The sequence below is a fragment of the Streptomyces sp. NPDC005706 genome, assembly GCF_040631045.1.
Taxonomy (GTDB): domain Bacteria; phylum Actinomycetota; class Actinomycetes; order Streptomycetales; family Streptomycetaceae; genus Streptomyces.
The window spans coordinates 145,843-171,764 of sequence record NZ_JBEXYS010000007.1 but is presented as its reverse complement, the minus strand read 5'-3'; the positions used below and the strand labels follow the sequence as shown (position 1 = coordinate 171,764).

General features: G+C 72.7%; 29 protein-coding genes and 1 riboswitch. Of the genes, 19 read left to right on the top strand and 10 right to left on the bottom strand.

Annotation, left to right across the window (positions count from 1 at the left end):
- Positions 1 to 449: 449 nt before the first annotated feature.
- On the top strand, positions 450 to 629 hold the full coding sequence (locus tag ABZ478_RS15785) for a DUF6480 family protein (RefSeq protein ID WP_199209613.1): 180 nt from the start codon (positions 450 to 452) through the stop codon (positions 627 to 629).
- 138 nt (positions 630 to 767) lie between these two features.
- Here the strand turns inward: ABZ478_RS15785 and ABZ478_RS15780 are convergent, their stop codons facing one another.
- Positions 768 to 1,337, bottom strand: coding sequence for a DUF4383 domain-containing protein (locus tag ABZ478_RS15780; RefSeq protein WP_359549374.1), 570 nt, complete (start codon positions 1,335 to 1,337; stop codon positions 768 to 770).
- A gap of 246 nt (positions 1,338 to 1,583) precedes the next feature.
- On the opposite strand from ABZ478_RS15780, the gene ABZ478_RS15775 reads away from it, so the two are divergent.
- The 3 genes from ABZ478_RS15775 (at position 1,584) to ABZ478_RS15765 (ending at position 3,826) form a co-directional block, all read left to right on the top strand.
- Positions 1,584 to 2,006 (top strand): SsgA family sporulation/cell division regulator, encoded by a 423-nt coding sequence (locus ABZ478_RS15775; protein WP_359549372.1) that lies wholly within the window; start codon positions 1,584 to 1,586, stop codon positions 2,004 to 2,006.
- Positions 2,007 to 2,050: 44 nt separating this feature from the next.
- A complete protein-coding gene (locus tag ABZ478_RS15770) occupies positions 2,051 to 2,557 on the top strand; it encodes a TspO/MBR family protein (protein ID WP_359549370.1) in 507 nt (168 codons plus the stop codon).
- A gap of 78 nt (positions 2,558 to 2,635) precedes the next feature.
- Complete coding sequence (locus ABZ478_RS15765) at positions 2,636 to 3,826, top strand: spore photoproduct lyase family protein (protein WP_359549367.1); 1,191 nt, start codon at positions 2,636 to 2,638, stop codon at positions 3,824 to 3,826.
- A 106-nt stretch (positions 3,827 to 3,932) separates the two neighbouring features.
- Here ABZ478_RS15765 and ABZ478_RS15760 read toward each other — a convergent pair whose 3' ends face one another.
- Together ABZ478_RS15760 and ABZ478_RS15755 are read right to left on the bottom strand one after the other, a co-directional pair.
- Entirely contained in the window at positions 3,933 to 4,697 is a 765-nt protein-coding gene (locus ABZ478_RS15760; RefSeq protein ID WP_359549364.1) for a CbtA family protein, read from the bottom strand.
- A gap of 25 nt (positions 4,698 to 4,722) precedes the next feature.
- Positions 4,723 to 4,944, bottom strand: coding sequence for a CbtB-domain containing protein (locus tag ABZ478_RS15755; RefSeq protein WP_359549362.1), 222 nt, complete (start codon positions 4,942 to 4,944; stop codon positions 4,723 to 4,725).
- Positions 4,945 to 4,979: 35 nt separating this feature from the next.
- Positions 4,980 to 5,124: riboswitch (cobalamin riboswitch) on the bottom strand.
- A gap of 105 nt (positions 5,125 to 5,229) precedes the next feature.
- Between ABZ478_RS15755 and ABZ478_RS15750 the strand changes: the two genes are divergently transcribed.
- The 3 genes from ABZ478_RS15750 (at position 5,230) to ABZ478_RS15740 (ending at position 7,596) form a co-directional block, all read left to right on the top strand.
- Positions 5,230 to 5,832 (top strand): histidine phosphatase family protein, encoded by a 603-nt coding sequence (locus ABZ478_RS15750; protein ID WP_359549360.1) that lies wholly within the window; start codon positions 5,230 to 5,232, stop codon positions 5,830 to 5,832.
- Between the two features lie 86 nt (positions 5,833 to 5,918).
- On the top strand, positions 5,919 to 6,278 hold the full coding sequence (locus tag ABZ478_RS15745) for a DUF779 domain-containing protein (RefSeq protein ID WP_351660253.1): 360 nt from the start codon (positions 5,919 to 5,921) through the stop codon (positions 6,276 to 6,278).
- Positions 6,279 to 6,354: 76 nt separating this feature from the next.
- On the top strand, positions 6,355 to 7,596 hold the full coding sequence (locus ABZ478_RS15740) for a phosphodiester glycosidase family protein (RefSeq protein WP_359549357.1): 1,242 nt from the start codon (positions 6,355 to 6,357) through the stop codon (positions 7,594 to 7,596).
- A gap of 9 nt (positions 7,597 to 7,605) precedes the next feature.
- Here ABZ478_RS15740 and ABZ478_RS15735 read toward each other — a convergent pair whose 3' ends face one another.
- From ABZ478_RS15735 to ABZ478_RS15715, 5 genes are all read right to left on the bottom strand, one after another.
- A complete protein-coding gene (locus ABZ478_RS15735) occupies positions 7,606 to 7,800 on the bottom strand; it encodes a hypothetical protein (RefSeq protein ID WP_199209621.1) in 195 nt (64 codons plus the stop codon).
- A 159-nt stretch (positions 7,801 to 7,959) separates the two neighbouring features.
- Positions 7,960 to 9,042 carry an acyl-CoA dehydrogenase family protein gene (locus tag ABZ478_RS15730; protein ID WP_359549354.1) on the bottom strand — a complete coding sequence of 361 codons (1,083 nt, stop codon included), beginning with the start codon at positions 9,040 to 9,042 and terminating at the stop codon, positions 7,960 to 7,962.
- Complete coding sequence (locus tag ABZ478_RS15725) at positions 9,039 to 10,223, bottom strand: acyl-CoA dehydrogenase family protein (RefSeq protein ID WP_359549352.1); 1,185 nt, start codon at positions 10,221 to 10,223, stop codon at positions 9,039 to 9,041. Before ABZ478_RS15725 ends, ABZ478_RS15730 begins: the two co-directional genes overlap by 4 nt.
- Positions 10,220 to 11,191, bottom strand: coding sequence for an NADPH:quinone oxidoreductase family protein (locus tag ABZ478_RS15720; RefSeq protein ID WP_359549349.1), 972 nt, complete (start codon positions 11,189 to 11,191; stop codon positions 10,220 to 10,222). The genes ABZ478_RS15725 and ABZ478_RS15720 overlap by 4 nt, the downstream gene beginning before the upstream one ends.
- An 87-nt stretch (positions 11,192 to 11,278) precedes the next feature.
- Complete coding sequence (locus tag ABZ478_RS15715; protein WP_359549346.1) at positions 11,279 to 11,896, bottom strand: XRE family transcriptional regulator; 618 nt, start codon at positions 11,894 to 11,896, stop codon at positions 11,279 to 11,281.
- Positions 11,897 to 11,973: 77 nt separating this feature from the next.
- Here ABZ478_RS15715 and ABZ478_RS15710 point away from each other — a divergent pair, with 77 nt between their 5' ends.
- From ABZ478_RS15710 to ABZ478_RS15675, 8 genes are all read left to right on the top strand, one after another.
- On the top strand, positions 11,974 to 12,921 hold the full coding sequence (locus tag ABZ478_RS15710) for an NAD(P)/FAD-dependent oxidoreductase (protein ID WP_359549344.1): 948 nt from the start codon (positions 11,974 to 11,976) through the stop codon (positions 12,919 to 12,921).
- A 29-nt stretch (positions 12,922 to 12,950) separates the two neighbouring features.
- Positions 12,951 to 14,489, top strand: coding sequence for an ATP-dependent DNA ligase (locus ABZ478_RS15705; RefSeq protein WP_359549341.1), 1,539 nt, complete (start codon positions 12,951 to 12,953; stop codon positions 14,487 to 14,489).
- A complete protein-coding gene (locus ABZ478_RS15700) occupies positions 14,486 to 14,959 on the top strand; it encodes an NUDIX domain-containing protein (protein WP_359549338.1) in 474 nt (157 codons plus the stop codon). The genes ABZ478_RS15705 and ABZ478_RS15700 overlap by 4 nt, the downstream gene beginning before the upstream one ends.
- Before the next feature lie 75 nt (positions 14,960 to 15,034).
- A complete protein-coding gene (locus tag ABZ478_RS15695; protein ID WP_359549335.1) occupies positions 15,035 to 16,420 on the top strand; it encodes an NADP-dependent succinic semialdehyde dehydrogenase in 1,386 nt (461 codons plus the stop codon).
- 25 nt (positions 16,421 to 16,445) lie between these two features.
- Positions 16,446 to 16,676 (top strand): DUF6213 family protein, encoded by a 231-nt coding sequence (locus ABZ478_RS15690; protein ID WP_199209628.1) that lies wholly within the window; start codon positions 16,446 to 16,448, stop codon positions 16,674 to 16,676.
- 157 nt (positions 16,677 to 16,833) lie between these two features.
- A complete protein-coding gene (locus ABZ478_RS15685) occupies positions 16,834 to 17,898 on the top strand; it encodes a type III polyketide synthase (RefSeq protein ID WP_359549332.1) in 1,065 nt (354 codons plus the stop codon).
- Positions 17,895 to 19,145, top strand: coding sequence for a cytochrome P450 (locus ABZ478_RS15680; protein WP_359549329.1), 1,251 nt, complete (start codon positions 17,895 to 17,897; stop codon positions 19,143 to 19,145). Before ABZ478_RS15685 ends, ABZ478_RS15680 begins: the two co-directional genes overlap by 4 nt.
- Positions 19,146 to 19,263: 118 nt before the next feature.
- Entirely contained in the window at positions 19,264 to 19,761 is a 498-nt protein-coding gene (locus ABZ478_RS15675; protein WP_359549573.1) for a cupin domain-containing protein, read from the top strand.
- Between the two features lie 85 nt (positions 19,762 to 19,846).
- Here the strand turns inward: ABZ478_RS15675 and ABZ478_RS15670 are convergent, their stop codons facing one another.
- On the bottom strand, positions 19,847 to 21,073 hold the full coding sequence (locus ABZ478_RS15670; RefSeq protein WP_351660216.1) for an acyl-CoA dehydrogenase family protein: 1,227 nt from the start codon (positions 21,071 to 21,073) through the stop codon (positions 19,847 to 19,849).
- Positions 21,074 to 21,256: 183 nt separating this feature from the next.
- Between ABZ478_RS15670 and ABZ478_RS15665 the strand changes: the two genes are divergently transcribed.
- On the top strand, positions 21,257 to 21,901 hold the full coding sequence (locus ABZ478_RS15665) for a TetR family transcriptional regulator (protein WP_359549325.1): 645 nt from the start codon (positions 21,257 to 21,259) through the stop codon (positions 21,899 to 21,901).
- Between the two features lie 10 nt (positions 21,902 to 21,911).
- On the opposite strand, the gene def is transcribed toward ABZ478_RS15665, so the two are convergent.
- Entirely contained in the window at positions 21,912 to 22,463 is a 552-nt protein-coding gene (def, locus tag ABZ478_RS15660) for a peptide deformylase (protein WP_359549324.1), read from the bottom strand.
- A 150-nt stretch (positions 22,464 to 22,613) separates the two neighbouring features.
- Between def and ABZ478_RS15655 the strand changes: the two genes are divergently transcribed.
- From ABZ478_RS15655 to ABZ478_RS15645, 3 genes are all read left to right on the top strand, one after another.
- Positions 22,614 to 23,852 (top strand): MurT ligase domain-containing protein, encoded by a 1,239-nt coding sequence (locus ABZ478_RS15655; protein WP_351668589.1) that lies wholly within the window; start codon positions 22,614 to 22,616, stop codon positions 23,850 to 23,852.
- Between the two features lie 21 nt (positions 23,853 to 23,873).
- Positions 23,874 to 24,602: a glutamine amidotransferase gene (locus tag ABZ478_RS15650; RefSeq protein WP_359549322.1), complete on the top strand. Its 729-nt coding sequence runs from the start codon at positions 23,874 to 23,876 to the stop codon at positions 24,600 to 24,602.
- Positions 24,603 to 24,814: 212 nt separating this feature from the next.
- On the top strand, positions 24,815 to 25,840 hold the full coding sequence (locus ABZ478_RS15645; RefSeq protein WP_359549319.1) for a 6-phosphofructokinase: 1,026 nt from the start codon (positions 24,815 to 24,817) through the stop codon (positions 25,838 to 25,840).
- Positions 25,841 to 25,922 lie beyond the last annotated feature (82 nt).

Genomic DNA, 25,922 nt, shown 5'->3' with positions numbered 1-25,922 from the left:
GGGGGCGGCGTAGGGGCCGAGGCCCGGAGGGCGCTCCCGCGGCGTGCTCCCGCGTCACCGGCCGGCCCCGTCCGCCCCGGCGGCCGGTGCCTCCGCCGCGTGCCTGACGACGCCGTCCGCGTGGGCCAGCGCCTCCGTCACCGTGCGGATCGCGTCGGACCGCGACAGACACTTCCCGCAGGTGCAGGTCACGGGCGAGGCCCGAACCGATCTCCCCGGTGGCTCCGGCGACGAGTACGCGTGAACCGGCCAGTTCCATGTCCATGTCGTGCCTCCGAAGATCGAACGCGGTCGTGCGCCGGGCACCGCGCCGTGCGTCCCGGTCGGGGCGCGCCCGCCGCATCCGGTGGTCCGGCCGGCTCGGAAGAGTTCGAGGGGAGCCGGTTCGCCGAGGTGCGCGCACGGCCCCGGCGAGTGGCTCCCCCGCCCGAACCCTGGAGGTGGAGACGATGACCGATCCCCTGCGCCCTCCCGGAGAGACTCCGCCCGTCGAGGGATCGACGGCGGAAGCGCACCCCGAGCGGCCGGACGGCGGCATCTGGGAGCATCCGGGTGTCTGGATGGCCCTGATCGTGATCGGCTGCCTGCTGGTCGCCGCGTTCTTCGTGGTGCGGATGATCGATCTGTGAACCGTCGGGGCAGGGCTCCCGTCGTGCGGGGTGGCACCGCGAGTGGCGGTGCCGCCCCTGTCGTGCCGGGAAACCGTCGAGCCCGGCATCTGTCGTGCCGGCCTGTCGTGCCGTACGTCGTCGTGGCGGGACGCGGGTTCAGCCGTGCGGCCGGGTGGCCGGGAACCGGGACGAGGCGTCGGGTGCCGGGGCCAGGACGGCGCGGGCCCGCTCCCGGCGCCGGGCGGCCAGGGACTCCCTCGCCGCCTCCCTCGGGTGGCGTCGGCGCCAGTACGGGTTGTCGTGCGGGAGGCCGCCCGTGACCCGGCCGTACATCCCGAAGGTGAGGATGAGCAGGCCCATGACGAAGGTGAAGATGACGTTCGTCATGCCGAAGTCGAGGACGTTGGCGCTCCGGTCGAGGACGAAGATGTGGACGAATCCACTGACGAGGAACAGCGTCCCCACGGCCATGTTGAGCGTGGAGGCGAAGTTGCCGCCGACCACGGCGCCGCCGATCAGGAGCAGCCCGAAGAGCACCGAGATCAGACTCAGCACTCCGTTCGTCGACATACCGGCGATGCGGGTGCCGTCCGTGCCGAAGGGGCTGAGTTCGTCGGCGAAGCCGAGACAGCCGAACAGCAGCAGGACACCACCGCAGAGTCCGGCGCCGTACCGGTAGACCGTCGCCAGCCCGTGGTCCACCGGCCATTCGTCGCGAAGCCTCATGACACATCCTTTCCGATGCGTGCCAGGCCCCCCAGGGGTGGAGCGGGCCCGACCGCCCTCCCACCCACGTCGCCGACTCTTCCGGCGGCGCGTGCGAAACGGTTGCACCCCGGTGGGGACGGAATCCCCGTGCGCCCCGCGATCGCCGCGGGCCGCCCGCATCCACCCCCGGCCCCCGCCCGGAAGTGTGGAGTGCGGGGCTTCGCACAGGGCAGAGCCCACGACCCACCTCATCCGGGAGGTGTCATGCACTCCGCCAAGCGTCTCCACACGGACCTGGACATCCACCTGGTCCTCAGCGAAGCGGAAGCCCTCCGGCTCGAGGTCCGCTTCAGCTACGACCCGGCCGATCCGTTCGCCGTGCGCATGGACTTCCGCGACGGCCCCGAGAACGTCGCGCCCTGGCTGTTCTCACGCGATCTGCTCCACGCCGGCCTGCGCGTTCCGTCCGGCGAGGGATCCGTGCGCGTCTGGCCGCCCTGCCGCTGCCACGGGTCCACCACCCTGCGGATCGTGCTGCGCGGCGCGGGCGGGGCCGCCGTGCTGTACATACCGGCGGACCCGTTCGAGGGCTGGCTGGCCGAGACGTTCGAGGCGGTGCCCGCGGGCACCGAGAGCTCCCTCCTGCGGTGGGACGACATCCTGGCGGAGCTGCTGCGCGGTGACTGACCCTGACCGGTGACATCGGGCGAGGCCCGGGAAGACGTGAGGACATGAAGGTGATCAGCGAACGCGGAGGCACCCGGCGGCCCGGTCCCTGGCAGCGGTACGGCGCGGCCACGGCGGCGGTGGCCGTCACCGCCGCCGTGGGCGCCGCGGCGACCGATCCGGACAGCACCTGGTACGCCTCGCTGCGCAAGCCGTCCTGGCAGCCACCGCCGTGGGCGTTCGGCGTGGTGTGGACCCCGCTGTACGCGTCGATCGCCTGCGCGGCGGGCCACGCCCTCGGGCGCACCCCGGACCGGCGCCGGCGGGCCGGGATCGTTCGCGACCTGGCGGCGAACCTGGCACTGAACGCGGCATGGAGCCGGCTGTTCTTCGCCCACCGCGCCCCGAAGGCGGCGCTCGCCGGCAATGTGCTGCTGAACATCGGCAACGCGCAGCTCATCCGGCAGATCGCCCGCACCGACCGGGCCGCGGCCGGAGCCCTGCTGCCCTACGCCGCCTGGTGCGCCTTCGCGGCCGCCCTCAACGCCTCCATCGTCCGGCTCAACCGCTGACGGCCTTCACACCGGCGTGTCACGCCTGCGTACAGTGGGCCGTATGCGACGTCAGTCAGGAAACCCGGCCAACCACACATGAGGGACTCCTCCGCCGCGCCGGACGACGGCGCGCTGTTCGGGCTCGACGCCCTGCCCGGCGTCGCGTCCTTGGGGGACGAGCCGCGACGGACGCAGGCCGCAGGCCCGCTGTTCCGTGACTCCGACGCCGCCCGGCGGCTGCTTCCCGTGCGGACGATCTACGCCGAGCCCGCTGCCGCCGCCTCGCCCCGCGGCCGCCAGATCCTCGCCCGCCACCCCGCCGCGCGTGTCGTCGAGGTGGACTCCCACTGGCGCATTCCCGAGCTGCACGGCGACGAGGGGAACGTCGGGCGCTGGGTGCGGGTGAAGGGCGAGACGCTGGTGCTGGGCGAACGCAAGACGCTCACCACGCGGCCCAACGGCCGGTCCGCCGACTGGATCGCCCCCGGCCCGTCCAACGGCTGCGCGATGGCCTGCGTGTACTGCTACGTGCCGCGCCGCAAGGGGTACGCCAACCCCGTCACCGTCTTCACCAACATCGAGCGGATCATCGGCCACCTGGGCCGCCACATCGCGCGGCAGGGGCCCAAGCGGGAACCCAACCAGTGCGACGAACGGGCCTGGGTCTACGACATCGGCGAGAACGGCGACTGCTCGGTGGACGCGCTGATCTGCGACAACACCGCCGATCTCGTGCACGCCTTCCGGCAGTGGCCCACCGCCAAGGCGTCCTTCGCCACCAAGTTCGTGAACCCGGATCTGCTGGCACTGGATCCGCGGGGCCGCACCCGCGTCCGGTTCTCGGTCATGCCGGGCGAGGACTCCCGGCTGCTGGACATCCGGACGTCACCGGTGGCCGAGCGCGTCGCCGCCGCGGCCGACTTCCTGGACGCGGGGTACGAGGTGCACTTCAACCTCTCCCCCGTGGTGCTGCGCCCCGGGTGGCAGGAGGCCTGGGCCGAACTGCTCCGGCAGCTCGACGACGTGCTCCCGGCCCGGGTCAAGCGGCAGGCGGCCGCCGAGGTGATCACGCTGACCCACAACCGGGAACTGCACGAGGTCAACCTCGGCTGGCATCCGCGCGCCGAGGACGTGCTCTGGCAGCCCGGCATCCAGCAGGGCAAACGCTCCGAGAACGGGGCGCTGAACGTGCGCTACGACCACCTGGTCAAAGCGAGGGCCCTGGACGACCTGCGCGGGCTCGTCGCGGCGCACGCTCCCTGGCTGCGCATCCGGTACGCCTTCTGAACCGGGCCCCGCGGACCGCCTCTGACGCCGGCCGCGGAGTCCGCCACGACGCGTGAGGCACCGGCCCGCGAGCGGGCCGGTGCCTCACGCCGGAGTGCCGGGTGCCTCAGTGGTGCGCGGCCGGGGCGCGCGGACCGGCGTCCTGCCGCTCACCGGCCGTGCGCTCGGCGGTGAGCACACGTTCCGCGAGGACGCCGAAGACCAGCCCGAACGCGGTCCACAGGGTCGCCTGGACGGCCAGTGCCGCCAGGCGGAACCGCCACAGCAGGCTCGGGGAGAAGTCCTTGGGGACCTCGTCGACGGCCGGCAGGAACGCGTAGGCGAGCCCGGCGGCCAGCAGGAAGAACGCGCCCGCGGCCACGGTCGCGTTCCAGTTGCCCAGGCGGGGGGCCAGCCGCTTGCCGAGGATCACCGTGGCGACCGCCAGCAGCACGCTCAGGACCATCATCAGGAAGTACAGCGTCGTGCGCTTACCGATCGTGTCGGGGTCACCGACGGACGGCGGGTTGGCCGGATACTTCAGGAACGGCACGACGTAGACGGCGACGAGGCCGGCGGCCGCCAGGAGCAGCGCGCTCGCGCGCGGCCCGAAGCGGCCGATGCGCCCCAGCGCGAAGCAGTAGGCGAGGGCGGCGATGCCGCCGAACGCGATGCCGTAGAGGAGGACGCCGGTGGACAGGCCGGCGGTCGACTGCATCGTGCGGGAGACCGCCTCCACGCCGTGTTCGTGGGAGTGCGCCTCTTCGTAGGCGATGGCCGAGTCGACACGCGGCTCACCGAGGAAGTAGGCGACGACGAGGGCGAGCAGGCCCGCGGCGAGTCCCGCGAGCATGCCACGCACCAACAGGTTCCGGACAGTTGCCGAGTTCATGAGCTCGTGCGCTTCCTCGCCCCGGTCAGTGGCAGGGGAAGCCGAGCAGATGCCGGGCGTCGTGCACCCACTCGTGCACGTTCTCGCCGGACATCACGGAGGTCGCGCCCTGTTCGGCGCCGACGAAGTACAGCAGGACCAGCATCAGGACGCCGAAGAAGACCGCCCAGGGGGCGATGGCGCCGATCGGCAGCTTGGCGGGGAGGGCGGTGGGGTTGGTGCTGGGCTGAACGGCGGACTGCGCCATGGCAGGACCTCCTGGGGAACTCGCGTCCCTGCTCGGTGGTGCACGGGACGACGGGCGGGTCTGACTTGCCCGGTCCGCACCAGGAATGGTGTGAACGGGGCTTACAGTGGCGCGACCGTGCCGGATTCCCACCGGCTTCCGCATTCCGTCGTCGATATCGCCGAGAAGGTACCGCGAAGCGCGGGTGCGGCCAAGGGCGCACGGGTGCGGGGCGGTGCGCCCCGCGGCCGCCGTACGCTGTGGAACCCCTGTGCCGAAAGGGCCGTTGACCATGCAGGCGACCTCATGACGACCCGAGTGATGTTGATCTCACCGGCGATGAACCCGGCCCTGCGGGAGGCCCGCTTCGACGACGGATGCTCACTCGACGCGGCGGGCGCCGCGCGCGCCCGGTCGGCCGCGGACGGACTGCGGCCCGCCGCCGTGGCCCTCGTCTCCCCCACGGCCCGCTGCCGGGAGACGGCGGCCGCGCTGGGTCTCGACGCACGTGCCGAACCCGCCCTGGCCGGGCTCGGCATGGGCCGCTGGCGGGGGCGGACACTGGAGGAGGTCGGCGCCGCGGAGCCGGAGGCGCTGGCCCGGTGGCTGGCCGACCCGGCGGCGAGCCCGCACGGCGGCGAGTCGGTGCGCCTGCTGTGCGCCCGGGTCGGGGGCTGGCTGGAGGAGGCCGCCCGGTCCGCCGGCCGCACGGTGGCGGTGGTCGAGCCGGAGGTCGTGCGCGCCGTGACCGTGCGGGTGCTCGGCGCTCCGGAGGCCGCCTTCTGGCGGATCGACGTACCGCCCCTGACCGCCGCCGGGTTCACCGGCCGGGCCGGACGCTGGAACCTCACGCCGGCCACCGTCCTGGGCGGGACGAGCGGCACGCCGGAGGGCGCCCCCGACCGCTGAGGAACGCCACCGCCCCCTGGACGCCGTTGCGGCCGGCCGTGAGACTGGGCCGGGTCCGACGCCCCCGGCTCTCCAGGACGGTGACCATGCAAGAGGAACTGCCCCGCGTCGAACTCACCCCACAGGCAGCGGAGTTGGTACGCCGGCTGCGAGCGGAACACGGACCGCTGATGTTCCATCAGTCCGGCGGCTGCTGCGACGGCAGCGCGCCCATGTGCTACCCCGACGGCGAGTTCCGCACCGGCGGTTCGGACGTGCTGCTGGCCGAGCTGGCGGTGGACGGCGTCGAGGAGCCCGTGACCTTCTGGATGTCGCGGAGCCAGTACGAGGCCTGGAGCCACACCCGGCTGATCGTGGACGTCGTACCCGGACGAGGCAGCGGTTTCTCACTGGAGGCACCCGAGGGGGTGCGTTTTCTCACCCGTTCTCGCGTAGTCGACGCCTAGCCGCCCCGCACGTCACCGTCGTCTGGTGCACTTCCCCCGAGCACTGACGGCAGTTGACGAGGCATCAGGGGGCGCGATGAATCGGGACGGGCGGCGGGCGGCGGCGGGCAGATCGGTTCTCACGGTTCTCACGGCGTTCGGCGTACTGGCCGGCGCGGCCCTGGCCGGGGCGGCGCCGGCCGGTGCCGTGCCGGCCGGCGGACCCGGCAGGCGGATCGCTCCCGGGGTCACGTACCGGGAGTTCGACATCACGGCGGCGGCCGGGCGGACCCACGCCCATCTGCTCACCGTCGACCTGGCCGATCCGCACGTCCGGACCGACCTGCTGTATCCCGGGGCGGTGGCGGCCCGGGCGACCGTGTCCCGGCTGGCCGACACGGCCGGCGCGGTCGCGGGTGTCAACGGCGACTTCTTCGACATCACCGAGACCCAGCACCCGGGCGTCGAGGCCACCGGGGCGACCGTCGGGCCGGCGGTCGCGGGCGGTCAGGTGCTCAAGGCGGCGGTGCCCGAGGGCCAGCGGTTCGGGCCGGCGCTGCCGCCCGGGACCAGCACGCGGGAGGTGCTGGGCGTGGGCACCGACCGGCGGGCGCGGATGGACCGCCTCTCCCTCACCGGCTCCGTGACCACACGGCGGGGGAAGCTCCCGCTGGGCGGCCTCAACCAGTACGCGCTGCCGCAGAACTCCGTGGGCGCCTTCACCTCCCGGTGGGGCGGCGCCTCCCGGGTGCGCGCCATCTGCGGCACGGACACCGACCGGGCGGCGGGCTGCGGCACTGACACCTACGAGGTGAAGGTGCGTCACGGCCGGGTGGTCGGCGGCGGCGCCCCGGGCGGCGGTCCGATCCCCTCGGGCACCACCGTCCTGGTGGGCCGCGAACAGGGGGCGCGGGAGCTGCGCGAGCTGGCCCCGGGCGACGCGGTGACCGTCACCCACGGACTGGTGGCGGCCACCGCCAAGGTCCCCTACGCGTTCGCGGTCGGCGGCTACCCGGTGCTCCGCCACGGCACACCGCTGTCCGGACTCGACCACACCGCCTCCGCCGTACGCACCGTCGCGGGTCTCAAGGGCGGCGGCCGTCAGCTGCTGCTGCTCGCGCTCGACGGCGCCGACGACTCCCGCAGCGGCCTGACGATCGCCGAGGAGGCGGCCACCATGCGCGGCCTGGGCGCCTCCGACGCGTTCAACCTCGACGGCGGCGGGTCGAGCGAGATGGTCACCCGCGACGCGGGCGCGAGCGGGGTGACGGTCCGCAACCACCCGAGCGGCGGCGCCGAACGCCCGGTGCCCAACGGCATCGGGGTCTTCTCCGGCTGACCTCGCGGCTCACGGCCGCAGGCTGCTCACCAGGTCGGCCGTCGCGGTGAGCCCGCTGTGGATGGTGGGCGCCATGCTGGTGCTGGCCAGGTAGAACCCGAGCAGCATGCAGACCAGGGCGTGCGACATCTTCAGCGCGCCGTTGCGGATGAACACCACCGCCAGGATCAGGAGCAGCAGCACCACAGAGATGGAAATGGCCATCGTCAACCTCCTCCGCCACGCCCCCTTGAACGGCGTTCGGCCGTAAGTGTGGCGTAGCGGAGGGTTTGTCCGGGTGGCTGACGTGTCCTCCGATCGTGTGATGTCAGCACGCGCACGAAGAAGCCCGCCCCGGGTGGGGCGGGCTTCACACGCGGTGTGTCAGGGCGCCTGGAGGTCGACCAGTGCGGCCAGCGCCTCCCGGTGGGCGCCCGCGGTGCCGTAGGCGATCGAGTCGGCCTTGGCCCGCTTGAGGTGCAGGTGCGCGGGGTGTTCCCAGGTCATCCCGATGCCGCCGTGCAGTTGCACCGCCTCCTCGGTGGCGCGCACGGCGACCGGGCCGGCGTAGGCCTGCGCGACGGCCACCGTGACGTCGGTGTCCGCGCCGGTCGCGAGGGCGTCGGCGGCGGCGCGGGCGGCGGCCCGCAGGCTGACGACCTCGAGCCAGAGCTGGGCGAGCCGGTGCTTGAGCGCCTGGAAACCGCCGACCGGCCGGTTGAACTGCTTGCGTTCCTTCAGGTACCGCACGGTCTCGGTCAGCGCCCAGTCGGCCACGCCCAGTTGTTCGGAGGCGAGCAGTCCGGCGCCGGCCCGCAGGGCCCGCCGTACGGCCGGTTCCGCGTCGCCGACCCGGCGGCCGGGTGCCGCGTCGAGCGTGACGGTGGCGACCGGGCGGGTCAGGTCGAAGGAGACCTGCGGGGTGACGGCCGCCGCCTCGGCGGGCACGGCGTACAGCCCGCCGTCGTCGGCCGGGACGAGGAGGACGTCGGCCGCGGCGGCGTCCGCCACGCCGGTCAGCTCACCGTGCAGCGAGCCGTTCTCCAGCCGTGCGGTGCGATGGCCGGCGCCCGGGGCCGCGTGCAGTCCCACGGCGAGGACGCCGATGGCCCGGCCGGACGCCAGACGGCCCAGCAACTCCTCGTCGCCGCAGGCCAGCAGGGCCTCGGTGGCGACGACCGCGCTGCTGAGGTAGGGCACTGGGGCGACGGCACGCCCCAGCTCCTCCAGGACGACGGCGGCCTCGCGGTGGGTGGCACCCTGGCCGCCCAGCGCCTCGGGCACCAGCAGCCCGGCCAGGCCCATGCCGTCGGCGAGGGACTTCCACAGCGCGAGGTCGTGCGGGGCGCCGGACTCGGTGCGGGCGATCACGCCGGCCGCGTCGCAGTGGTCCGTGAGCAGATCGCGGACGGCGGCGCGCAGCGCCTCTTCCTCCTCGGAGTAGAGGAGATCCGGCTGGGTGCTCATCGGGCCAGGTCCTTCCAGGCGACGTCCTTGTCGGTGCGCGGCTCGGCCGGCAGGCCCAGGACGCGCTCGGCGACGATGTTCAGCAGGACCTCGCTGGTCCCGCCCTCGATGCTGTTGCCCTTGGAGCGCAGGTAGCGGTATCCGGCGTCGCGGCCGGTGAAGTCCACCAGTTCGGGGCGGCGCATGGTCCAGTCGTCGTACAACAGCCCTTCCTCGCCGCGGAGTTCGACCTCCAGGCCGCTGATCTCCTGGTTGAGGCGGGCGAAGGCGAGCTTCATGCCGGCGCCCTCGGGCCCCGGCTGCCCGGCGACGAGCTGCTGGCGCAGGCGTTCGCCGGTGAGGCGGGTGACCTCGGCCTCGACCCAGAGCTTCAGCAGCCGCTGGTGCAGGTCGTGGGTGCGCAGTTCCGGGCGCTCGCGCCAGGTCTTCGACACCGGGCCGATCATGCCGCCCTCGCGGGGCAGCCGCATGCCGCCGATGGCGACGCGCTCGTTGTTCAACGTGGTCTGCGCGACCCGCCAGCCGTCGCCGACCTCGCCGAGGCGCCGGCTGTCGGGGATGCGGACGTCCGTCAGGAAGACCTCGTTGAACTCGGCCTCACCGGTGATCTGGCGCAGCGGCCGCACCTCGACGCCCGGGTCGGTCATGTCGCAGAGGAAGTAGGTGATGCCCCGGTGCTTGGGCAGGTCCGGGTCGGTGCGGGCGATGAGGATGGCCCAGCGGGCGAGGTGGGCGCTGGACGTCCACACCTTCTGCCCGTTGACCACCCAGTCTCCCCCGTCCTCGCGTACGGCCCGGGTGCCGAGCGCGGCCAGGTCGGAGCCGGCGCCCGGCTCGCTGAAGAGCTGGCACCAGACCTCCTCCCCGGTCCACAGGGGCCGCAGGAAGCTCCGCTTCTGCTCCTCCGTGCCGTACTTGAGGATGGTCGGCGCGGCCATGCCGAGGCCGATGCCGATGCGCCGGGGGTCGTTGTCCGGGGCGCCGGCGGCCTCGAGTTCGGCGTCCACGACGGCCTGCAGGGAACGCGGGGCGTCCAGTCCGCCGAGACCCTCCGGGAAGTGCACCCAGGCCAGGCCCGCGTCGAACCGGGCGCGCAAGAACTCCAGGCTGCCGGTCCCGGCCGGCGGGTGGGCGGCCAGCAACTCCTGCGTACGGTGGCGCAGTTCCGCTGCGTCGGTCATGCGGCGGCTCCCTTGTCCAGGACCACGGCCACCCGGCCGGTGGTCACCCCGTCGGCGACCCGCTGCACGGCGTCGGCGGCACCGTCCAGCGGCACCCGCTCGCTCACCAGCGGCCTGATCGCGCCGCGCGCGGCCATTTCGGTGAGCTGCTCGTGGCAGTGCAGGACCAGTTCGGGGTTCTTGGTGTTGTACAGGCCCCAGTGCAGGCCGAGGATGGCGTAGTTCTTCACCAGGGCGTGGTTGAGGGCGGGGCTCGGGATGGTGCCGCTGGCGAAGCCGACGACCACGATCCGTCCCTCGAAGGCGACGAGCTTGGCGGACTGGGCGTAGGCCGAACCGCCGACGGGGTCGTAGATCACGTCGGCGCCCCGGCCGCCGGTGGCCTCCTTCACGGCCGCGACCACGTCCTCCGCGCGCCGGTCGACGACCACGTCACAGCCCAGTTCCCGGGCGACGGCGGCCTTCTCCGCGCCGCCGACCACGCCGATCACGGTGGCACCGGCGGCCTTGCCGAGCTGGACCGCGGCGCTGCCGACCCCACCGGCGGCGGCGTGCACCAGCAGGGTCTCCCCCGCCTCGAGGCGGGCCCGGCGGTGCAGCCCGAACCAGCCGGTCTGGTAGCCGATGTGCAGCGCGGCGGCCTCGGCGTCGTCCAGGGAGTCGGGCGCGGGCAGCAGCGCCCGGGCGTCGGCGACGGCGTACTCGGCCAGGCCGCCGTACGGCAGCGCGGGGTTGGCGATCACCCGGCGGCCGTCCTCGGTCTCGGCGCAGATCTCCACACCCGGGGTGAACGGCAGCGGGGGCCGCACCTGGTACTGGCCCCGGCAGAGCAGGGCGTCCGGGAAGTTGATGTTGGCGGCACGCACGCGCAGCAGCACCTGGCCGTCACCGGGCGTGGGCCGCTCCACCTCCGCCAGGCGCATCACCTCGCGCGGCTCACCGTTCTCGTGCACTTGCCATGCCTGCATGCGGGGCCTCCACGGGACTGCTTCGTCTGACCGGGTTCCGACGGCATACTAAGCGGTCGCTTGCCCATCAGGGAACAGTGGACCGCGTCACTTGCGCGTCGGCCGTGCCCGAACGTGCATCCGCTCCCCCTGCGGCCCGAACAGGCTGAGGAACTCCACCGGCCCCTCCCCCGTCGATCCGAACCAGTGCGGCACCCGGGTGTCGAACTCCGCCGCCTCGCCCGCCGAGAGCACCACGTCGTGCTCGCCGAGCACGAGCCGCAGCCTCCCGGAGAGCACGTACAGCCACTCGTAGCCCTCGTGGGTGCGCTGGTCGGGCTCCTGTCTGCGCCGCGGTTCGAGGATCTTGAAGGCCTGCAGCCCGCCGGGCTGCCGGGTCAGCGGCCAGAAGACCCGGCCGCCCCGCTCGACGGGCTTCGCCCGCACCACCGGGTCGCCGACCGGCGGGGCGCCGACCAGTTCGTCCAGCGCCACCTGGTGGGCCCGCGCGATGGGCAACAGCAGCTCCAGACTGGGCCGGCGCAGGCCCGACTCCAGCCGGGACAGCGTGCTTACGGAGATGCCGGTGGCCTCGGACAGCGCCGCCAGCGTCACCTCCCGCTCCTTGCGGATCCGCCGCAGCCTGGGCCCGACGCCCGCCAGAACGCCGTCGGTGTCCTCGGCGACCCGGCCGCTCTCGGTGGTCCCGGTTCGTTCGCCGCTCATGACCTCATTGCAGAATCGGCAAAGAAGTTTGTCAACCCGGCAGTCCGCGCGCGACCGTCGGCGGCGGAGGTGGTCACATGACCGAGAGCTGTGAGGTCGTCGTGGTCGGCGGCGGCGCGGCCGGACTGTCCGCCGCGCTGGTGCTGGGCCGGGCCAGGCGGCGCACGCTGGTCGTCGACGCGGGCGAGCCGCGCAACGCGCCGTCCGCGCACATGCAGGGCTATCTGTCCCGGGACGGGATGTCCCCCGCGGAGTTCCTGGCGACCGGACGCGAGGAGATCGCCCGGTACGGCGTGGAACTGGTCCGGGACCGGGTGGTGGACGCGACGCGGGAGGGTGACTTCACCGTGACGCTCGCGGGCGGCGGAAGCGTCCGGGCCCGGCACCTGGTCGTCGCGACCGGGCTCCAGGACGAGCTCCCGCCGGTCCCGGGCCTCGCCGAACGGTTCGGCCGGGACGTCGTCCACTGCCCGTACTGCCACGGCTGGGAGGTCCGCGATCTGACGACCGGCGTGCTGGCGAGCAGTCCGCTGAGCGTGCACCAGGCGCTGATGGTCACCCAGTGGTCCAAGGACGTGCGGCTCTTCCTGCACCACGTGCGGGAGGCGGAGCTGACGGACGTCGACCGGCGCAGGCTGGCCACCGCCGGGGTCGAGGTCGTCCCCGGCGAGGTGGCCGAGGTGCTGGTCGAGGGGGACCGGCTCACCGGCGTCCGGCTCGCCGGGGACGGCTCCTCCGGGGGAGGCGCGGTCCACGCGCGCGAGGTGCTCTACGTCGCCCCGCGCGCGGTCCCGCGGGGCGAGCTGTTCGTGCGGCTGGGCGCGGAGCTCCAGGAGACGCCGTTCGGCAGCTACCCGGTGATCGACGAGCGGGGCCTGACGAGCGTGCCCGGGCTGTGGGCGGCGGGCAACGCGAGCGGCTTCGCCGAGCAGGTGGTGAACGCGGCGAGCCGCGGCTACCGGGCCGGGGCGGCGATCAACGGGGAACTGCTCTTCGCCGACCTCGACGCGGCCGCGCAGGTGTAGACCCCGCCCCCGCGGTGCACCATGACTGCATGCTGCTGACCCGGCTGGCCGAGGTGTCCGGGGAGGTCGCCGCGACGGCGGCCAGATCCCGTAAGACCGCCCTGCTCGCGGAGCTGTTCCGGGAGGCGGAGCCGGACGACGTGCCGATCGTCATCCCCTACCTGGCCGGACGGCTCCCCCAGGGCCGGCTCGGAGTCGGCTGGAAGGTGCTGAGCCGTCCCGTCCCGCCGGCCGGCGCACCCGCCCTCACGGTGCGGGAGGTCGACGCCCGGCTCAGCGAGCTGGGCGAGGTGTCCGGGCCCGGGTCCCAGGCGGAACGGGTCCGGCTCGTCGGCGAGCTGATGGGCGCGGCCACCGAGGCCGAACAGCGCTTCCTGCGCGGTCTGCTCACCGGCGAGGTCCGGCAGGGCGCCCTGGACGCGGTGGCGGTGGAGGGGCTCGCCCGGGCGACCGGCGCGGACCCGGCGGACGTCCGGCGGGCGGTGATGCTCGCCGGATCGCTGCAGACGGTGGCACAGGCACTGCTGGCCGAGGGGCCCGGGGCGCTGGAGCGGTTCCGGCTGACCGTCGGCCGTCCGGTCCATCCGATGCTCGCACACAGCGCCTCCTCGGTCGCCGAGGCGGTGGAGAAGCTGGGTTCGTGCGCGGTGGAGGAGAAACTGGACGGCATCCGCGTCCAGGTCCACCGGGACGGGGGCGCGGTCCGGATCCACACCCGCACGCTGGACGACATCACCGGCCGGCTGCCCGAGGTGACCGCCGCCGCGCTCGCTCTCGCGGGCGAGAGGTTCATCCTGGACGGCGAGGTGATCTCCTTCGACGCGGACGGCCGGCCCCGCTCCTTCCAGGAGACGGCCGGCCGGGTCGGCTCGCGCACGGACGTGGCGCGGGCGGCCGGCGAGGTCCCGGTCTCCCCCGTGTTCTTCGACGCCCTGTCGGTCGACGGCCGCGACCTGCTGGACCTGCCGTTCGCCGAGCGGCACGCCGAGCTGGCCCGGCTGGTGCCCGAGCCCATGCGGGTACGCCGGACGGTGGTGTCCGGGCCGGAGGAGGCCGACGCGGCGGAACGGTTCCTCGCCGACACGCTCGCCCGCGGCCACGAGGGCGTCGTGGTCAAGGCGCTGGACGCCGCGTACAGCGCGGGCCGGCGCGGCGCCTCCTGGCTGAAGGTCAAGCCGGTGCACACCCTCGACCTGGTGGTGCTGGCCGCCGAGTGGGGACACGGCCGCCGCACCGGCAAGCTCTCCAACCTCCACCTCGGCGCCCGGACGCCGGACGGCGGCTTCGCGATGCTCGGCAAGACGTTCAAGGGCATGACGGACGCGATGCTCGCCTGGCAGACGGAGCGACTGCGGGAACTGGCCGTCGAGGACGGCGGCTGGGGGGTCAGGGTGCGCCCCGAACTCGTCGTGGAGATCGCCTACGACGGCCTGCAGCGCTCCTCCCGCTACCCGGCAGGCGTCACCCTGCGCTTCGCCCGCGTGATCCGCTACCGCGAGGACAAGCGGCCCGAGGAGGCCGACACCGTCGAGGCCCTGCTGGCGGCCCACCCGGAGGTCAGGCCGTGACGGCCGGGGCGACGCGGCGCAGCGCGGGCCTGCTGCTGTTCCGGCGCGCCGACGACGGACTCCAGGTGCTCCTCGGCCACATGGGCGGGCCGTTCTTCGCGAAGAAGGACGCCGGCGCGTGGACCGTGGTCAAGGGCGAGTACGACATCGGCGAGCCCGCCTGGGAGGCGGCCCGGCGGGAGTTCCGGGAGGAGCTGGGGCTGGCGCCGCCCGACGGCGAGGCCGTACCGCTGGGCGAGGTCGTGCAGCGGGGCGGCAAGGTCGTCACGGCGTGGGCGGTGGAGGCGGACCTGGACCCGGAGACCGTCGAGCCGGGCACCTTCACCATGGAGTGGCCGCCGCGGTCCGGCCGCACCCGGGAGTTCCCGGAGCTGGACCGGGTCGCGTGGTTCGCCCTGGACCGGGCCCGCGAGGTGATCATCCAGGCGCAGACGGCGTTTCTCGACCGGCTGGCGGAGCACTCGGTCTGAACAGCGGCGTACGCGTTGCGACGGGCGGTGTCGCGCGCGAAGGTCGAAGCAAGCCCGCTCCCAGGGAGGTCAGCCATGCCCATCGCGACGGTGAACCCGGCGAACGGCGAGACGCTCAAGACGTACGAGGCCATGGGCGAGGAGGAGCTGGAGCGCCGGCTCCAGCTCGCCGAGGCCACGTTCCGCACGTACCGGACGACCACGTTCGCCGAACGCGCACGGATGATGAACAGGGCCGCCGACCTGCTGGACGAGGACCAGCGGGAGATCGGCCGGGTGATGACCACCGAGATGGGCAAGCCGGTCAAGCAGGCCCGCGCGGAGGCCGTCAAGTGTGCCAAGGCGATGCGCTGGTACGCCGAACGCGCGGAGGGGCTGCTGGCCGACGAGGAGCCGCCCGAGCAGGACGTGCGGGACTCCGGCGCCTCCCGGGTCCGGGTCCGCTGCCGGCCGCTCGGTCCGGTGCTCGCCGTGATGCCCTGGAACTTCCCGCTGTGGCAGGTGATCCGCTTCGCCGCGCCCGCGCTGATGGCCGGCAACGTGGGCCTGCTCAAGCACGCCTCCAACGTCCCGCAGACGGCGCTGTACCTGGAGGACCTGTTCCACCGGGCGGGCTTCACGGAGGGCTGCTTCCAGACGCTGCTGGTCGGCTCGGCCGCGGTGGACGACATCCTGCGCGACGAGCGGGTGAAGGCCGCGACGCTGACCGGCAGCGAGCCCGCCGGGCGGGCCGTCGCCTCCACCGCCGGCGAGATGATCAAGAAGACGGTGCTGGAGCTGGGCGGCAGCGACCCGTACGTCGTCATGCCCTCCGCCGACCTCGACCGCGCGGCCCAGGTGGCCGTGACCGCCCGGGTCCAGAACAACGGGCAGTCGTGCATCGCGGCCAAGCGGTTCATCGTGCACGCCGACGTGTACGACGCCTTCGCGGAGAGGTTCGTCGCCGGCATGAAGGCGCTGCGCACGGGCGACCCGCTGGAGGAGGACACGGAGGTCGGGCCGCTCTCCAGCGAGCAGGGGCGCAGGGATCTCGAGGAACTGGTCGACGACGCGAAGCGCGCCGGGGCCGAGGTGCTCTGCGGCGGCGAGCGCCCGGACGGGCCGGGCTGGTACTACCCGCCGACCGTACTGGCGCGCATCACCCGGGAGATGCGCATCCATCGCGAGGAGGCCTTCGGGCCGGTCGCCACGCTGTACCGGGCCGGTGACCTCGACGAGGCGGTGCTGATCGCCAACGACTCGCTGTTCGGCCTGAGTTCGAACGTCTGGACCCGGGACGAGCGCGAGGTGGAGCGGTTCGCCCGGGACCTGGAGGCCGGAGCCGTGTACGTGAACGGGATGACGGCCTCCCATCCGGCGTTCCCCTTCGGCGGGGTGAAGCGCTCCGGCTACGGGCGTGAGCTGTCCGGGCACGGAATCCGGGAGTTCTGCAACATCACCACGGTTTGGCAGGGTGCGTGAGGACCGCGCGGCTACCATCCCGATTGTGAACCGCGAAGTGACCCTGCCTCTGATCGTCGACGACCGCGGTACCTTGCAGGTGGCAGCGGCCGACGTGAGCAAGTTGTTGCGGACCGTGGGCGGGCGGTGGCTGCATCTCGTCGAGGCCGGGGAGCGGCTCGACGAGGACACTGTGGCCGCGCTGACCATCGAACTGGCGAAGCTCGCGGACCGTATCGACGTGGCGTGCATCGCCCACAGCAGCGGGGCGCCGTGACCCCTCCGGGGGGTTTCGCAGCGTGGTCGTCCCTGACCCCTTGTCACCGGTTCGGAGTAGTCCGGCGCGAGATCGTCGCCCCGTCGGGTGAACCTGGGTGGACCACCTTCTGACCGGCGGGCGAGAGCCTGCCGGACGGCGAAAGCAGGGACGGCTCATGGCGACTTTGTGCAGACCCTCGGTGTCCGTACCAGAGCATGTGATCACGATGGAGGAGACGCTGGAGCTGGCGCGCCTGCACCACGCGGACCACCCCCAGCTCCCGCTGGCCCTCCGGCTGATCGAGAACACGGGCGTCCGCACCCGGCACATCGTGCAGCCCATCGAGGAAACCCTGAAGCATCCGGGCTTCGAGGACCGCAACAAGCTCTACGAGGCGGAGGCCAAGGCTCGCGTCCCTGCGGTGATCCAGCGGGCGCTCGACGACGCGGAGCTCCTGACCACCGACATCGATGTCATCATCTACGTGTCGTGCACGGGCTTCATGATGCCCTCGCTCACCGCGTGGCTGATCAACGAGATGGACTTCTCGAGCACCACCCGGCAGCTTCCCATCGCCCAGCTCGGCTGCGCGGCGGGCGGTGCGGCCATCAACCGGGCCCACGACTTCTGTTCGGCCTACCCCGAGGGCAACGCCCTCATCGTGGCCTGCGAGTTCTGCTCGCTGTGCTACCAGCCCACCGACCTGGGCGTCGGCTCGCTGCTGTCCAACGGCCTGTTCGGCGACGGCATCGCCGCCGCCGTGGTGCGCGGCCGCGGCGGCACGGGCGTCCAACTGGAGCGCAACGGCTCGTACCTGATCCCGAAGACCGAGGACTGGATCGCGTACGACGTCCGGGCCACCGGCTTCCACTTCCTGTTGGACAAGCGGGTGCCGACCACCATGGAGCCGCTCGCCCCGGCGCTCCAGGACCTCGCGGGCAACCACGGCTGGGACGCCTCCGACCTGGACTTCTACATCATCCACGCGGGCGGGCCCCGAATACTCGACGACCTCAGCAAGTTCCTGAAGGTCGAACCGCACGCGTTCCGGTTCAGCCGGTCGACGCTCACCGAGTACGGCAACATCGCCAGCGCCGTCGTCCTGGACGCGCTGCGCCGGCTCTTCGACGAGGGCGGTGCCGAGCACCGGGCACGCGGGCTGCTGGCCGGGTTCGGTCCCGGCATCACCGCCGAGATGACCGTGGGCCGCTGGGTCCAGGACGGCGAGATGGCGCGATGACCGAAGAGATACTCACCGAGAGTCTCACCGAAACCCTCACCGAAACCCTCACCGAGACCCTGCCCCCGGTCCGGCACTGGCCGGCGGCCGACCTGACCGGGACGGACTTCGACCCGGTGCTGACCGACCTGATGAACGAGGGCCCGGTTACCCGCGTCCAGCTCGCCAACGGCGAGGGCTGGGCCTGGCTGGTCACGCGGTACGACGACGTGCGCATGGTGACCAACGACCCGCGTTTCGGCCGCGAGGCCGTCATGGACAAGCAGGTCACCCGGCTCGCCCCGCACTTCATCCCCGACCGGGGCGCGGTCGGCTTCCTCGACCCGCCCGACCACACCCGGCTGCGCCGCTCGGTGGCGGCCGCGTTCACCGCCAGGGGCGTGGAGCGGATCCGCGACAGAGCACGCGTGATGCTGGACGAGCTGGTGGACGAGCTGCTCCAGGACGGGCCGCCCGCCGACCTCACCAGCGCGGTGCTCAGCCCGTTCCCCATCGCCGTGATCTGCGAGCTGATGGGCGTGCCGGCCGCCGACCGGCACAGCATGCACACGTGGACCCAGCTCATCCTGTCCTCCGCGCACGGCAAGGAGCTCAGCGAGAAGGCCAAGCGCGAGATGAGCGCCTACTTCTCCGATCTCATCGCCCTGCGCGAGAACAGCGCGGGCGAGGACGTGGCCTCGCTGCTCGGCGCCGCCCTGGGACGCCAGGAGGTCACCCTGGAGGAGGCCGTCGGCCTCGCGGTCCTGCTCCAGATCGGCGGCGAGGCGGTCACCAACAACAGCGGGCAGATGTTCTACCTGCTGCTGACCCGTCCCGAACTGGCCGCGCGGCTGCGCTCCGACCCGGCGATCAGACCGAGGGCCATCGACGAGCTGCTGCGCTACATCCCGCACCGCAACGCCGTCGGGCTGTCCAGGATCGCCCTGGAGGACGTCGAGATCCACGGCGTCCGTGTCCGGGCCGGGGACGCGGTCTACGTCTCCTACCTGGCCGCCAACCGCGACCCGGACGTCTTCCCCGACCCGGAGACGATCGATCTCTCGCGCAGCCCCAATCCGCACGTGGCGTTCGGCTTCGGCCCGCACTACTGCCCCGGCGGCATGCTGGCGAGACTGGAGTCGGAGCTGCTGGTGGACGCCCTGCTGGACCGGGTGCCGGGTCTCAGGCTGGCCGTGGCGCCGGCCCAGGTGCCCTTCCGCAAGGGCGCGTTGATCCGCGGGCCCGCGGCCCTGCCGGTGAGGTGGTGAGCCGCCCATGACGACGACGGAGGGGCTGGCGGTACCCGAAGGGCCCGCGGCACGTGGAGCCGCGCCGGCCCAGACGGTTCCGCCGGCCCAGGAGGCGGCCCAGGCCGAAGGGCTGCTGGTGCCGCCGGGCCACGGCCGGGTCGTAGAGACACCGGCCCAGCGGGTGACGTTCAAGGTCACCGGCACGCACTCGCGGATGGCCTCCACCTTCGAGGTGGACGTGCCGCCGGGGTTCGACGTCGGCGCCCATGTGCACACGCGCAGCGAGGAGTTGTTCTACGTCCTCGAGGGCGAACTGGACGTGCTCGCCTTCGAGCCCCGCATCCGCACCCCCGACAACTGGCAGCGCTGGGAGTCGAGTTCGGGCAACCGGGTGGTCCGGGCGACGCCGGGCACGGTCATCGTCGTACCGCCCGGCTGCCCCCACGCGTTCGCCAACCCGACGGACGCGCCGGCGAGGATGTTCTTCCAGGCGTCCCCGCCGCCGGACCACGAGCGCTACTTCGAGGAGCTGCTGGAGATCCTCGGCAACGGCGGACCACCGGACCGTGAGGCCATCGAGCGGCTCCGGCGGCGCTACGACATCGAGCAGCTCACACCGCTGCGGCACAGATGACCGCGGACGGCCGCCGAGGGGCCCGGAGCCGTGACGGCACCCGCGCCCCTCGCCCTCACCGGACCGGCGTGCGCGTCCCGGAGCGCTACCGGATCGGCATCCCGGCGAGGGTGCGGGCGATGACCAGGCGCTGGATCTCGCTCGTGCCCTCGAAGATGGTGTAGATCGCGCTGTCGCGGTGCATCCGCTCCACCGGGTACTCGCGGGTGTAACCGTTGCCGCCCAGGATCTGTATGGCCTGCGCGGTCACCTTCTTCGCCGTCTCACTGGCGAAGAGCTTGGACATGGAGCCCTCGGCCGCCGTGAACGGCTTGCCGTTGACCGCCATCCAGGACGCCCGCCACACCAGCAGCCGCGCGGCGTCGATCTGCGTCCGCATGTCCGCGAGCTGGAAGGCTACGCCCTGGTTGTCGATGATGGGCCGGCCGAACTGCTCGCGGGTCTTCGCGTAGTCGAGGGCGACCTCGTACGCGGCCCGGGCGGTGCCGACGGCCATCGCGCCCACGGCGGGCCGCGAGGCCTCGAACGTGGCCATGGCCGCGTTCTTCACCCGCTCGCCGCCCGCCTTGGCCCGCTCCCGGGCCCGGGCGAGCCGCTCGTCCAGCTTCTCCTTGCCACCGAGCAGGCAGGAGCCGGGGACCCGGACGTTGTCGAGGATGACCTCGGCGGTGTGCGAGGCGCGGATGCCGTGCTTCTTGAACTTCTGGCCCTGGGCGAGCCCCGGGGTACCGGCCGGGACGATGAAGGACGCGTGGCCCTTGGAGCCCAGCTCCGGGTCGACGACGGCGACGACGACGTGGACGTTGGCGATGCCGCCGTTGGTCGCCCAGGTCTTCGTGCCGTTGATCACCCACTCGTCCTTGGCCTCGTCGTAGACCGCGCGCGTGCGCATGGAGGCCACGTCGGAGCCGGCGTCCGGCTCGGAGGAGCAGAAGGCGGCGACCTTCACGTCGTTCTGGTCGCCGTACATCTGCGGGATCCAGGTGCCGATCTGTTCCTCGGTCCCGTTGGCGAGAACGCCCACGGCGGCCAGGCCGGTGCCCACAATGGAGAGGGCGATGCCCGCGTCACCCCAGAACAGCTCCTCCATGGCCATCGGGATGCCGAGGCCGGTGGGGTCGAAGTACTGCTGCGCGTAGAAGTCGAGGGAGTAGATGCCGACCTTCGCGGCCTCCTGGATGACCGGCCAGGGAGTCTCCTCACGCTCGTCCCATTCGGCGGCCGCGGGGCGGATGACGTCGGCCGCGAAGCCGTGCAGCCACTCCCGGACCTCCTTCTGTTCGTCGTTGAGCTCCATGGTGAACTCGGCCATGTCCCCTCCAGCGGCGGTACGTACGGTCCTACCAATGATGTTACTAGCGGTAACGTGAGTGTGTTACCGACCAGTAGTAAAAGTCAACTCCTGATGACGCCTCGGCATCCCGTTCGATGTCACAGGCGCGGACAGTGCTAGTTTGCGCAGGCGTCACCGAATCAGCACGGGTGGGGAGACCACATGGACACCACGCAGCGGACCGATCAGCAGCGGACCGCCGACCGCCGACGGCGCGAGCTGCTGGAGGCCGCCGACCGGGTGGTGCTGCGCGACGGCCCGCAGGCGTCGATGAACGCGATCGCCGCGGAGGCCGGGATCACGAAGCCGATCCTGTACCGCCACTTCGGCGACAAGGGCGGCCTCTACGCGGCTCTGGCCAAGCGGCACACGGACGCGCTGCTGGACTCGCTGCGCGCCGCCCTGGACGCGCCCGCCGAGCGGCGCGAGCGGGTGGAGTCCACCCTGGACACCTATCTCGCGGCGATCGAGGCCCGGCCCCAGGTGTACCGGTTCCTCATGCACCCGGCGGAGAGCGGCACCGGCGGCGACCAGGGGTTCGACGTCGGCAAGCACAGCGCTCCGCTCCTTCGCCGGATGGGTGAGGAACTGGCCCAGGTCATCGAGGACCGGCTGGACCTCGGACCGGGCAGTCAGCAGCTCGCCCGGGTCTGGGGACACGGGATCGTCGGGATGATGCACGCGGCCGGCGACTGGTGGCTCGGCGAACGGCCGTGCTCCCGGGCCGAGTTGGTCCGCTCCCTCGCCGACCTGCTGTGGGGCAGGCTCGCGGCCGCCGGGGACCGGGTCGGCGGCCCGGGCTTCTGACGGCTCGGCCTCAGGGGCGGTCCGCCCGGTGCCAGGCGGCCCGGTCGATCCGTCGCCGAAGCCGCCGGCGGCGCAGACCCGTCAGACGGTCGGCGTACACCGTGCCCGCCAGGTGGTCGCACTCGTGCTGGAGACACCTGGCGAAGAATCCCGTGCCGTGGACGGTGACCGGTTCCCCGGCCGCCGTGAAGCCCTCGACCACCGCGTGGTCGTACCGCTGCGTCCCCGCCTCCAGGCCCGGCAGGGACAGACAGCCCTCCGGACCCCGGATCACCACACCGTCCGCCGCCACCAGGCGCGGATTGACCACATGGCCGAGGTGACGGACGTCCTCGTCGTCGGGACAGTCGTAGACGAACACCCGCAAAGGCACCCCTATCTGGTTCGCGGCCAGGCCCACCCCCTGGGCCGCGTACATGGTCGCGAACAAATCCTCCACGAGTGCCTCGAGTTCGGGGTCGAAGGCGGTGACGTCCGCGCAGGGCCCGTGCAGAACGGGGTCCCCGAGCAGGGAAAGGGGCCGGACGCGCCCGTGGGCGCCCCGGATCGGGCGGTGTCGCATGGCGGCAAGGGTACGGTTCGTTCGGCCCCTGCCCGCCGCGAGGCGTGGGCCGCGATTCGGGTGTGCGAATGGATCTCGATAGGCTGAGGCCCACACCACGCTGCCGGATGGCCCCAGGCGCGGCGCGTACGCAAGGAGGATCGAGAACTGATGGCAGGCAACTCGGACCCGCTCTCGCCGCGGGCCAAGCTGGCCGTGACCGCGGGCAAGGCGGTCGCCGCGGCATCGCGTGCCGCTGGACGCGGCAGCGGGTCGGTGATCGGTGGCCGGGTCGCGCTGAAACTCGACCCCGACCTCCTCGGACGGCTCGCCCAGAACCTGGACGTCATCCTGGTGTCCGCCACGAACGGCAAGACCACGACCACCCGGCTGATCGCCGAGGCGCTGCGCGCCGCCGGTCCGGTGGTGTCGAACGCGCTCGGCGCCAACATGCCCGCCGGGATCACCTCGGCGCTGGCCGGCGGCTCGGACGCGAAGTTCGGCGTCATCGAGGTCGACGAGAAGTACCTGGCCGGGGTGGCCCGGGACACCGGCCCGAAGTGCATCGCCCTGCTGAACCTCTCCCGGGACCAGCTGGACCGCGCCGCCGAGACCCGGATGCTCGCCGAGAACTGGCGCGAGGGCCTGGCCGGCTCCAAGGCCGTCGTCGTCGCCAACTGCGACGACCCGCTGGTGGTCTGGGCCGCGTCCTCCTCCCCCAATGTGATCTGGGTCGCGGCCGGCCAGATGTGGAAGGACGACGCCTGGTCCTGCCCGTCCTGCGGTGGCGTGATGCAGCGTCCGGGCGAGGACTGGTTCTGCGGTGAGTGCGGCTTCCGGCGGCCCACGCCGAGCTGGGCGCTGTCCGGGGACCACGTCCTCGACCCGCACGGCTCCGCCTGGCCGATCCACCTCCAGCTGCCGGGCCGGGCCAACAAGGCGAACGCGGCCAGCTCCGCGGCCGTCGCCGCCGTCTTCGGAGTGCCGCCGCAGGTCGCCCTGGAGCGGATGTACCAGGTGCAGGCCGTGGCCGGCCGGTACGACGTCGTCCAGTTCATGAACCGCGACCTCCGGCTGCTGCTGGCCAAGAACCCGGCCGGCTGGCTGGAGACGTTCTCCCTGATCGACCCGCCGCCCACCCCGGTGATCCTCTCCGTGAACGCGCGCGGAGCCGACGGCACCGACACCTCCTGGCTGTGGGACGTCGACTACACGCGGCTGACCGGCCACCCGATCTTCGTGATCGGCGACCGCAAGCTGGACCTCGCCGTCCGCCTCGAAGTCGCGAACCAGCAGTTCCAGGTGTGCGACAACCTCGACCAGGCCGTCCAGGCGGCCCCGCCGGGACGCATCGAGGTCATCGCGAACTACACCGCGTTCCAGGACCTGCGCCGCCGCGTCGGCAACTGATCTTCGAAAGGCGATCACCTCATGAGCGACAACCAACTGCGGCTGGTGTGGATCTACCCCGACCTGCTGAGCACCTACGGCGACCAGGGCAACGCGCTCGTCGTGGAGCGCCGGGCGCGCCAGCGCGGCCTGGACGTGGCCCGGCTGGACGTGCGCAGCGACCAGCCGATCCCGACGTCCGGTGACATCTACCTCATCGGCGGCGGCGAGGACCGGCCGCAGCGGCTCGCGGCCGAGCGGCTGCGGCGCGACGGCCATCTGCGCCGGGCCGTGGAGAACGGCGCGATCGTGTTCTCGGTCTGCGCCGGCTACCAGATCCTCGGCCACGAGTTCATCAACGACCTCGGCCAGCGGGAGCCGGGCCTCGGCCTGCTCGACGTGACGTCGGTGCGCGGCGAGGGCGAGCGGTGCGTCGGTGACGTCCTCGCGGACATCGACCCGCAGCTCGGCCTGCCGTCGCTGACGGGCTTCGAGAACCACCAGGGCGTCACCCACCTCGGCGCCAGCGCCCGCCCCTTCGCCCGCACCCGGATCGGCAGGGGCAACGGCACCGGGGACGGCACCGAGGGCGCGTACAACGGAACCGTCTTCGGCACGTACATGCACGGCCCGGTCCTGGCCCGCAACCCGCAGATCGCCGATCTGCTGCTGAAGCTGGCGCTCGACGTGAACGCGCTGCCGCCGGTCGACGACCGCTGGTACGAGGCGCTGCGCAACGAGCGCATCGCGTCCGCGCAGCAGCCCGCGTGAGACTCGCGTAAGGCGCGCGTCAGGGGGCTCTCAGCGTTCTCCGGCAGGCTCGTGACGGGCCCGCCTGACGGCTCGTCCGCTCACATGTGCGGGCGCGTCCAGCAGGCGGACGCCTGCTACGGAGCGACCCCCTCACGCCGGTAGGGTGACCGGGAATCCGCCGGACGACGTGGTCCGGTTTCCCGGCCCACGTTGAGAAGGTATTTCGGGCTATGCGCATTGGTGTCCTCACGTCCGGCGGCGACTGCCCCGGCCTGAACGCCGTCATCCGGTCCGTCGTGCACCGTGCCGTGGCCGACCACGGTGACGAGGTCATCGGTTTCCGGGACGGCTGGAAGGGCCTCCTGGAATGCGACTACATGAAGCTCGACCTCGATGCCGTGGGCGGCATCCTGGCGCGCGGCGGCACCATCCTCGGCTCCTCCAGGGTCCGCCCCGAGCATCTGCGCGACGGTGTCGAGCGGGCCAGGGGCCATGTCGCGGAACTCGGCCTGGACGCCATCATCCCGATCGGCGGTGAGGGCACGCTGAAGGCGGCCCGGCTGCTGTCGGACAACGGGCTGCCCATCGTGGGCGTGCCGAAGACCATCGACAACGACATCGCTGTCACGGACGTCACGTTCGGCTTCGACACGGCGGTCGGGGTCGCCACCGAGGCGCTGGACCGGCTGAAGACCACCGCCGAGTCCCACCAGCGGGTGCTGATCGTGGAGGTCATGGGCCGCCACACCGGCTGGATCGCGCTGCACTCGGGCATGGCGGCCGGCGCCCACGCCATCGTCGTCCCGGAACGGCCGTTCGACATCGACGAGCTGACACGGAAGGTGGGCGCGCGGTTCGAGGCGGGCAAGCGGTTCGCCATCGTGGTCGCCGCCGAGGGGGCCAAGCCGCGGCCCGGCGCCATGGAGTTCGACGAGGGCGGCAAGGACATCTACGGCCACGAACGCTTCGCGGGCATCGCGCGGCAGCTCTCGGTCGAGCTGGAGCACCGGCTCGGCAAGGAGGCTCGGCCGGTCATCCTCGGCCACGTGCAGCGCGGCGGCACGCCGACGGCGTACGACCGGGTGCTGGCCACGCGCTTCGGATGGCACGCGGTGGAGGCCGTGCACCGGGGCGAGTTCGGGCGGATGACCGCGCTGCGGGGCACGGACATCGTGATGGTGTCGCTGGCGGAGGCGGTGGAGACCCTGAAGACGGTGCCCGCCGAGCGGTACGACGAGGCGGAGTGCGTCCTGTAGTCCGTTTCGGAACCACCTGCCCCCGGTCACGGCGCTGACCGGGGGCGGTTCTACTCTTGTGGGCGGACAGACGCGTACAACC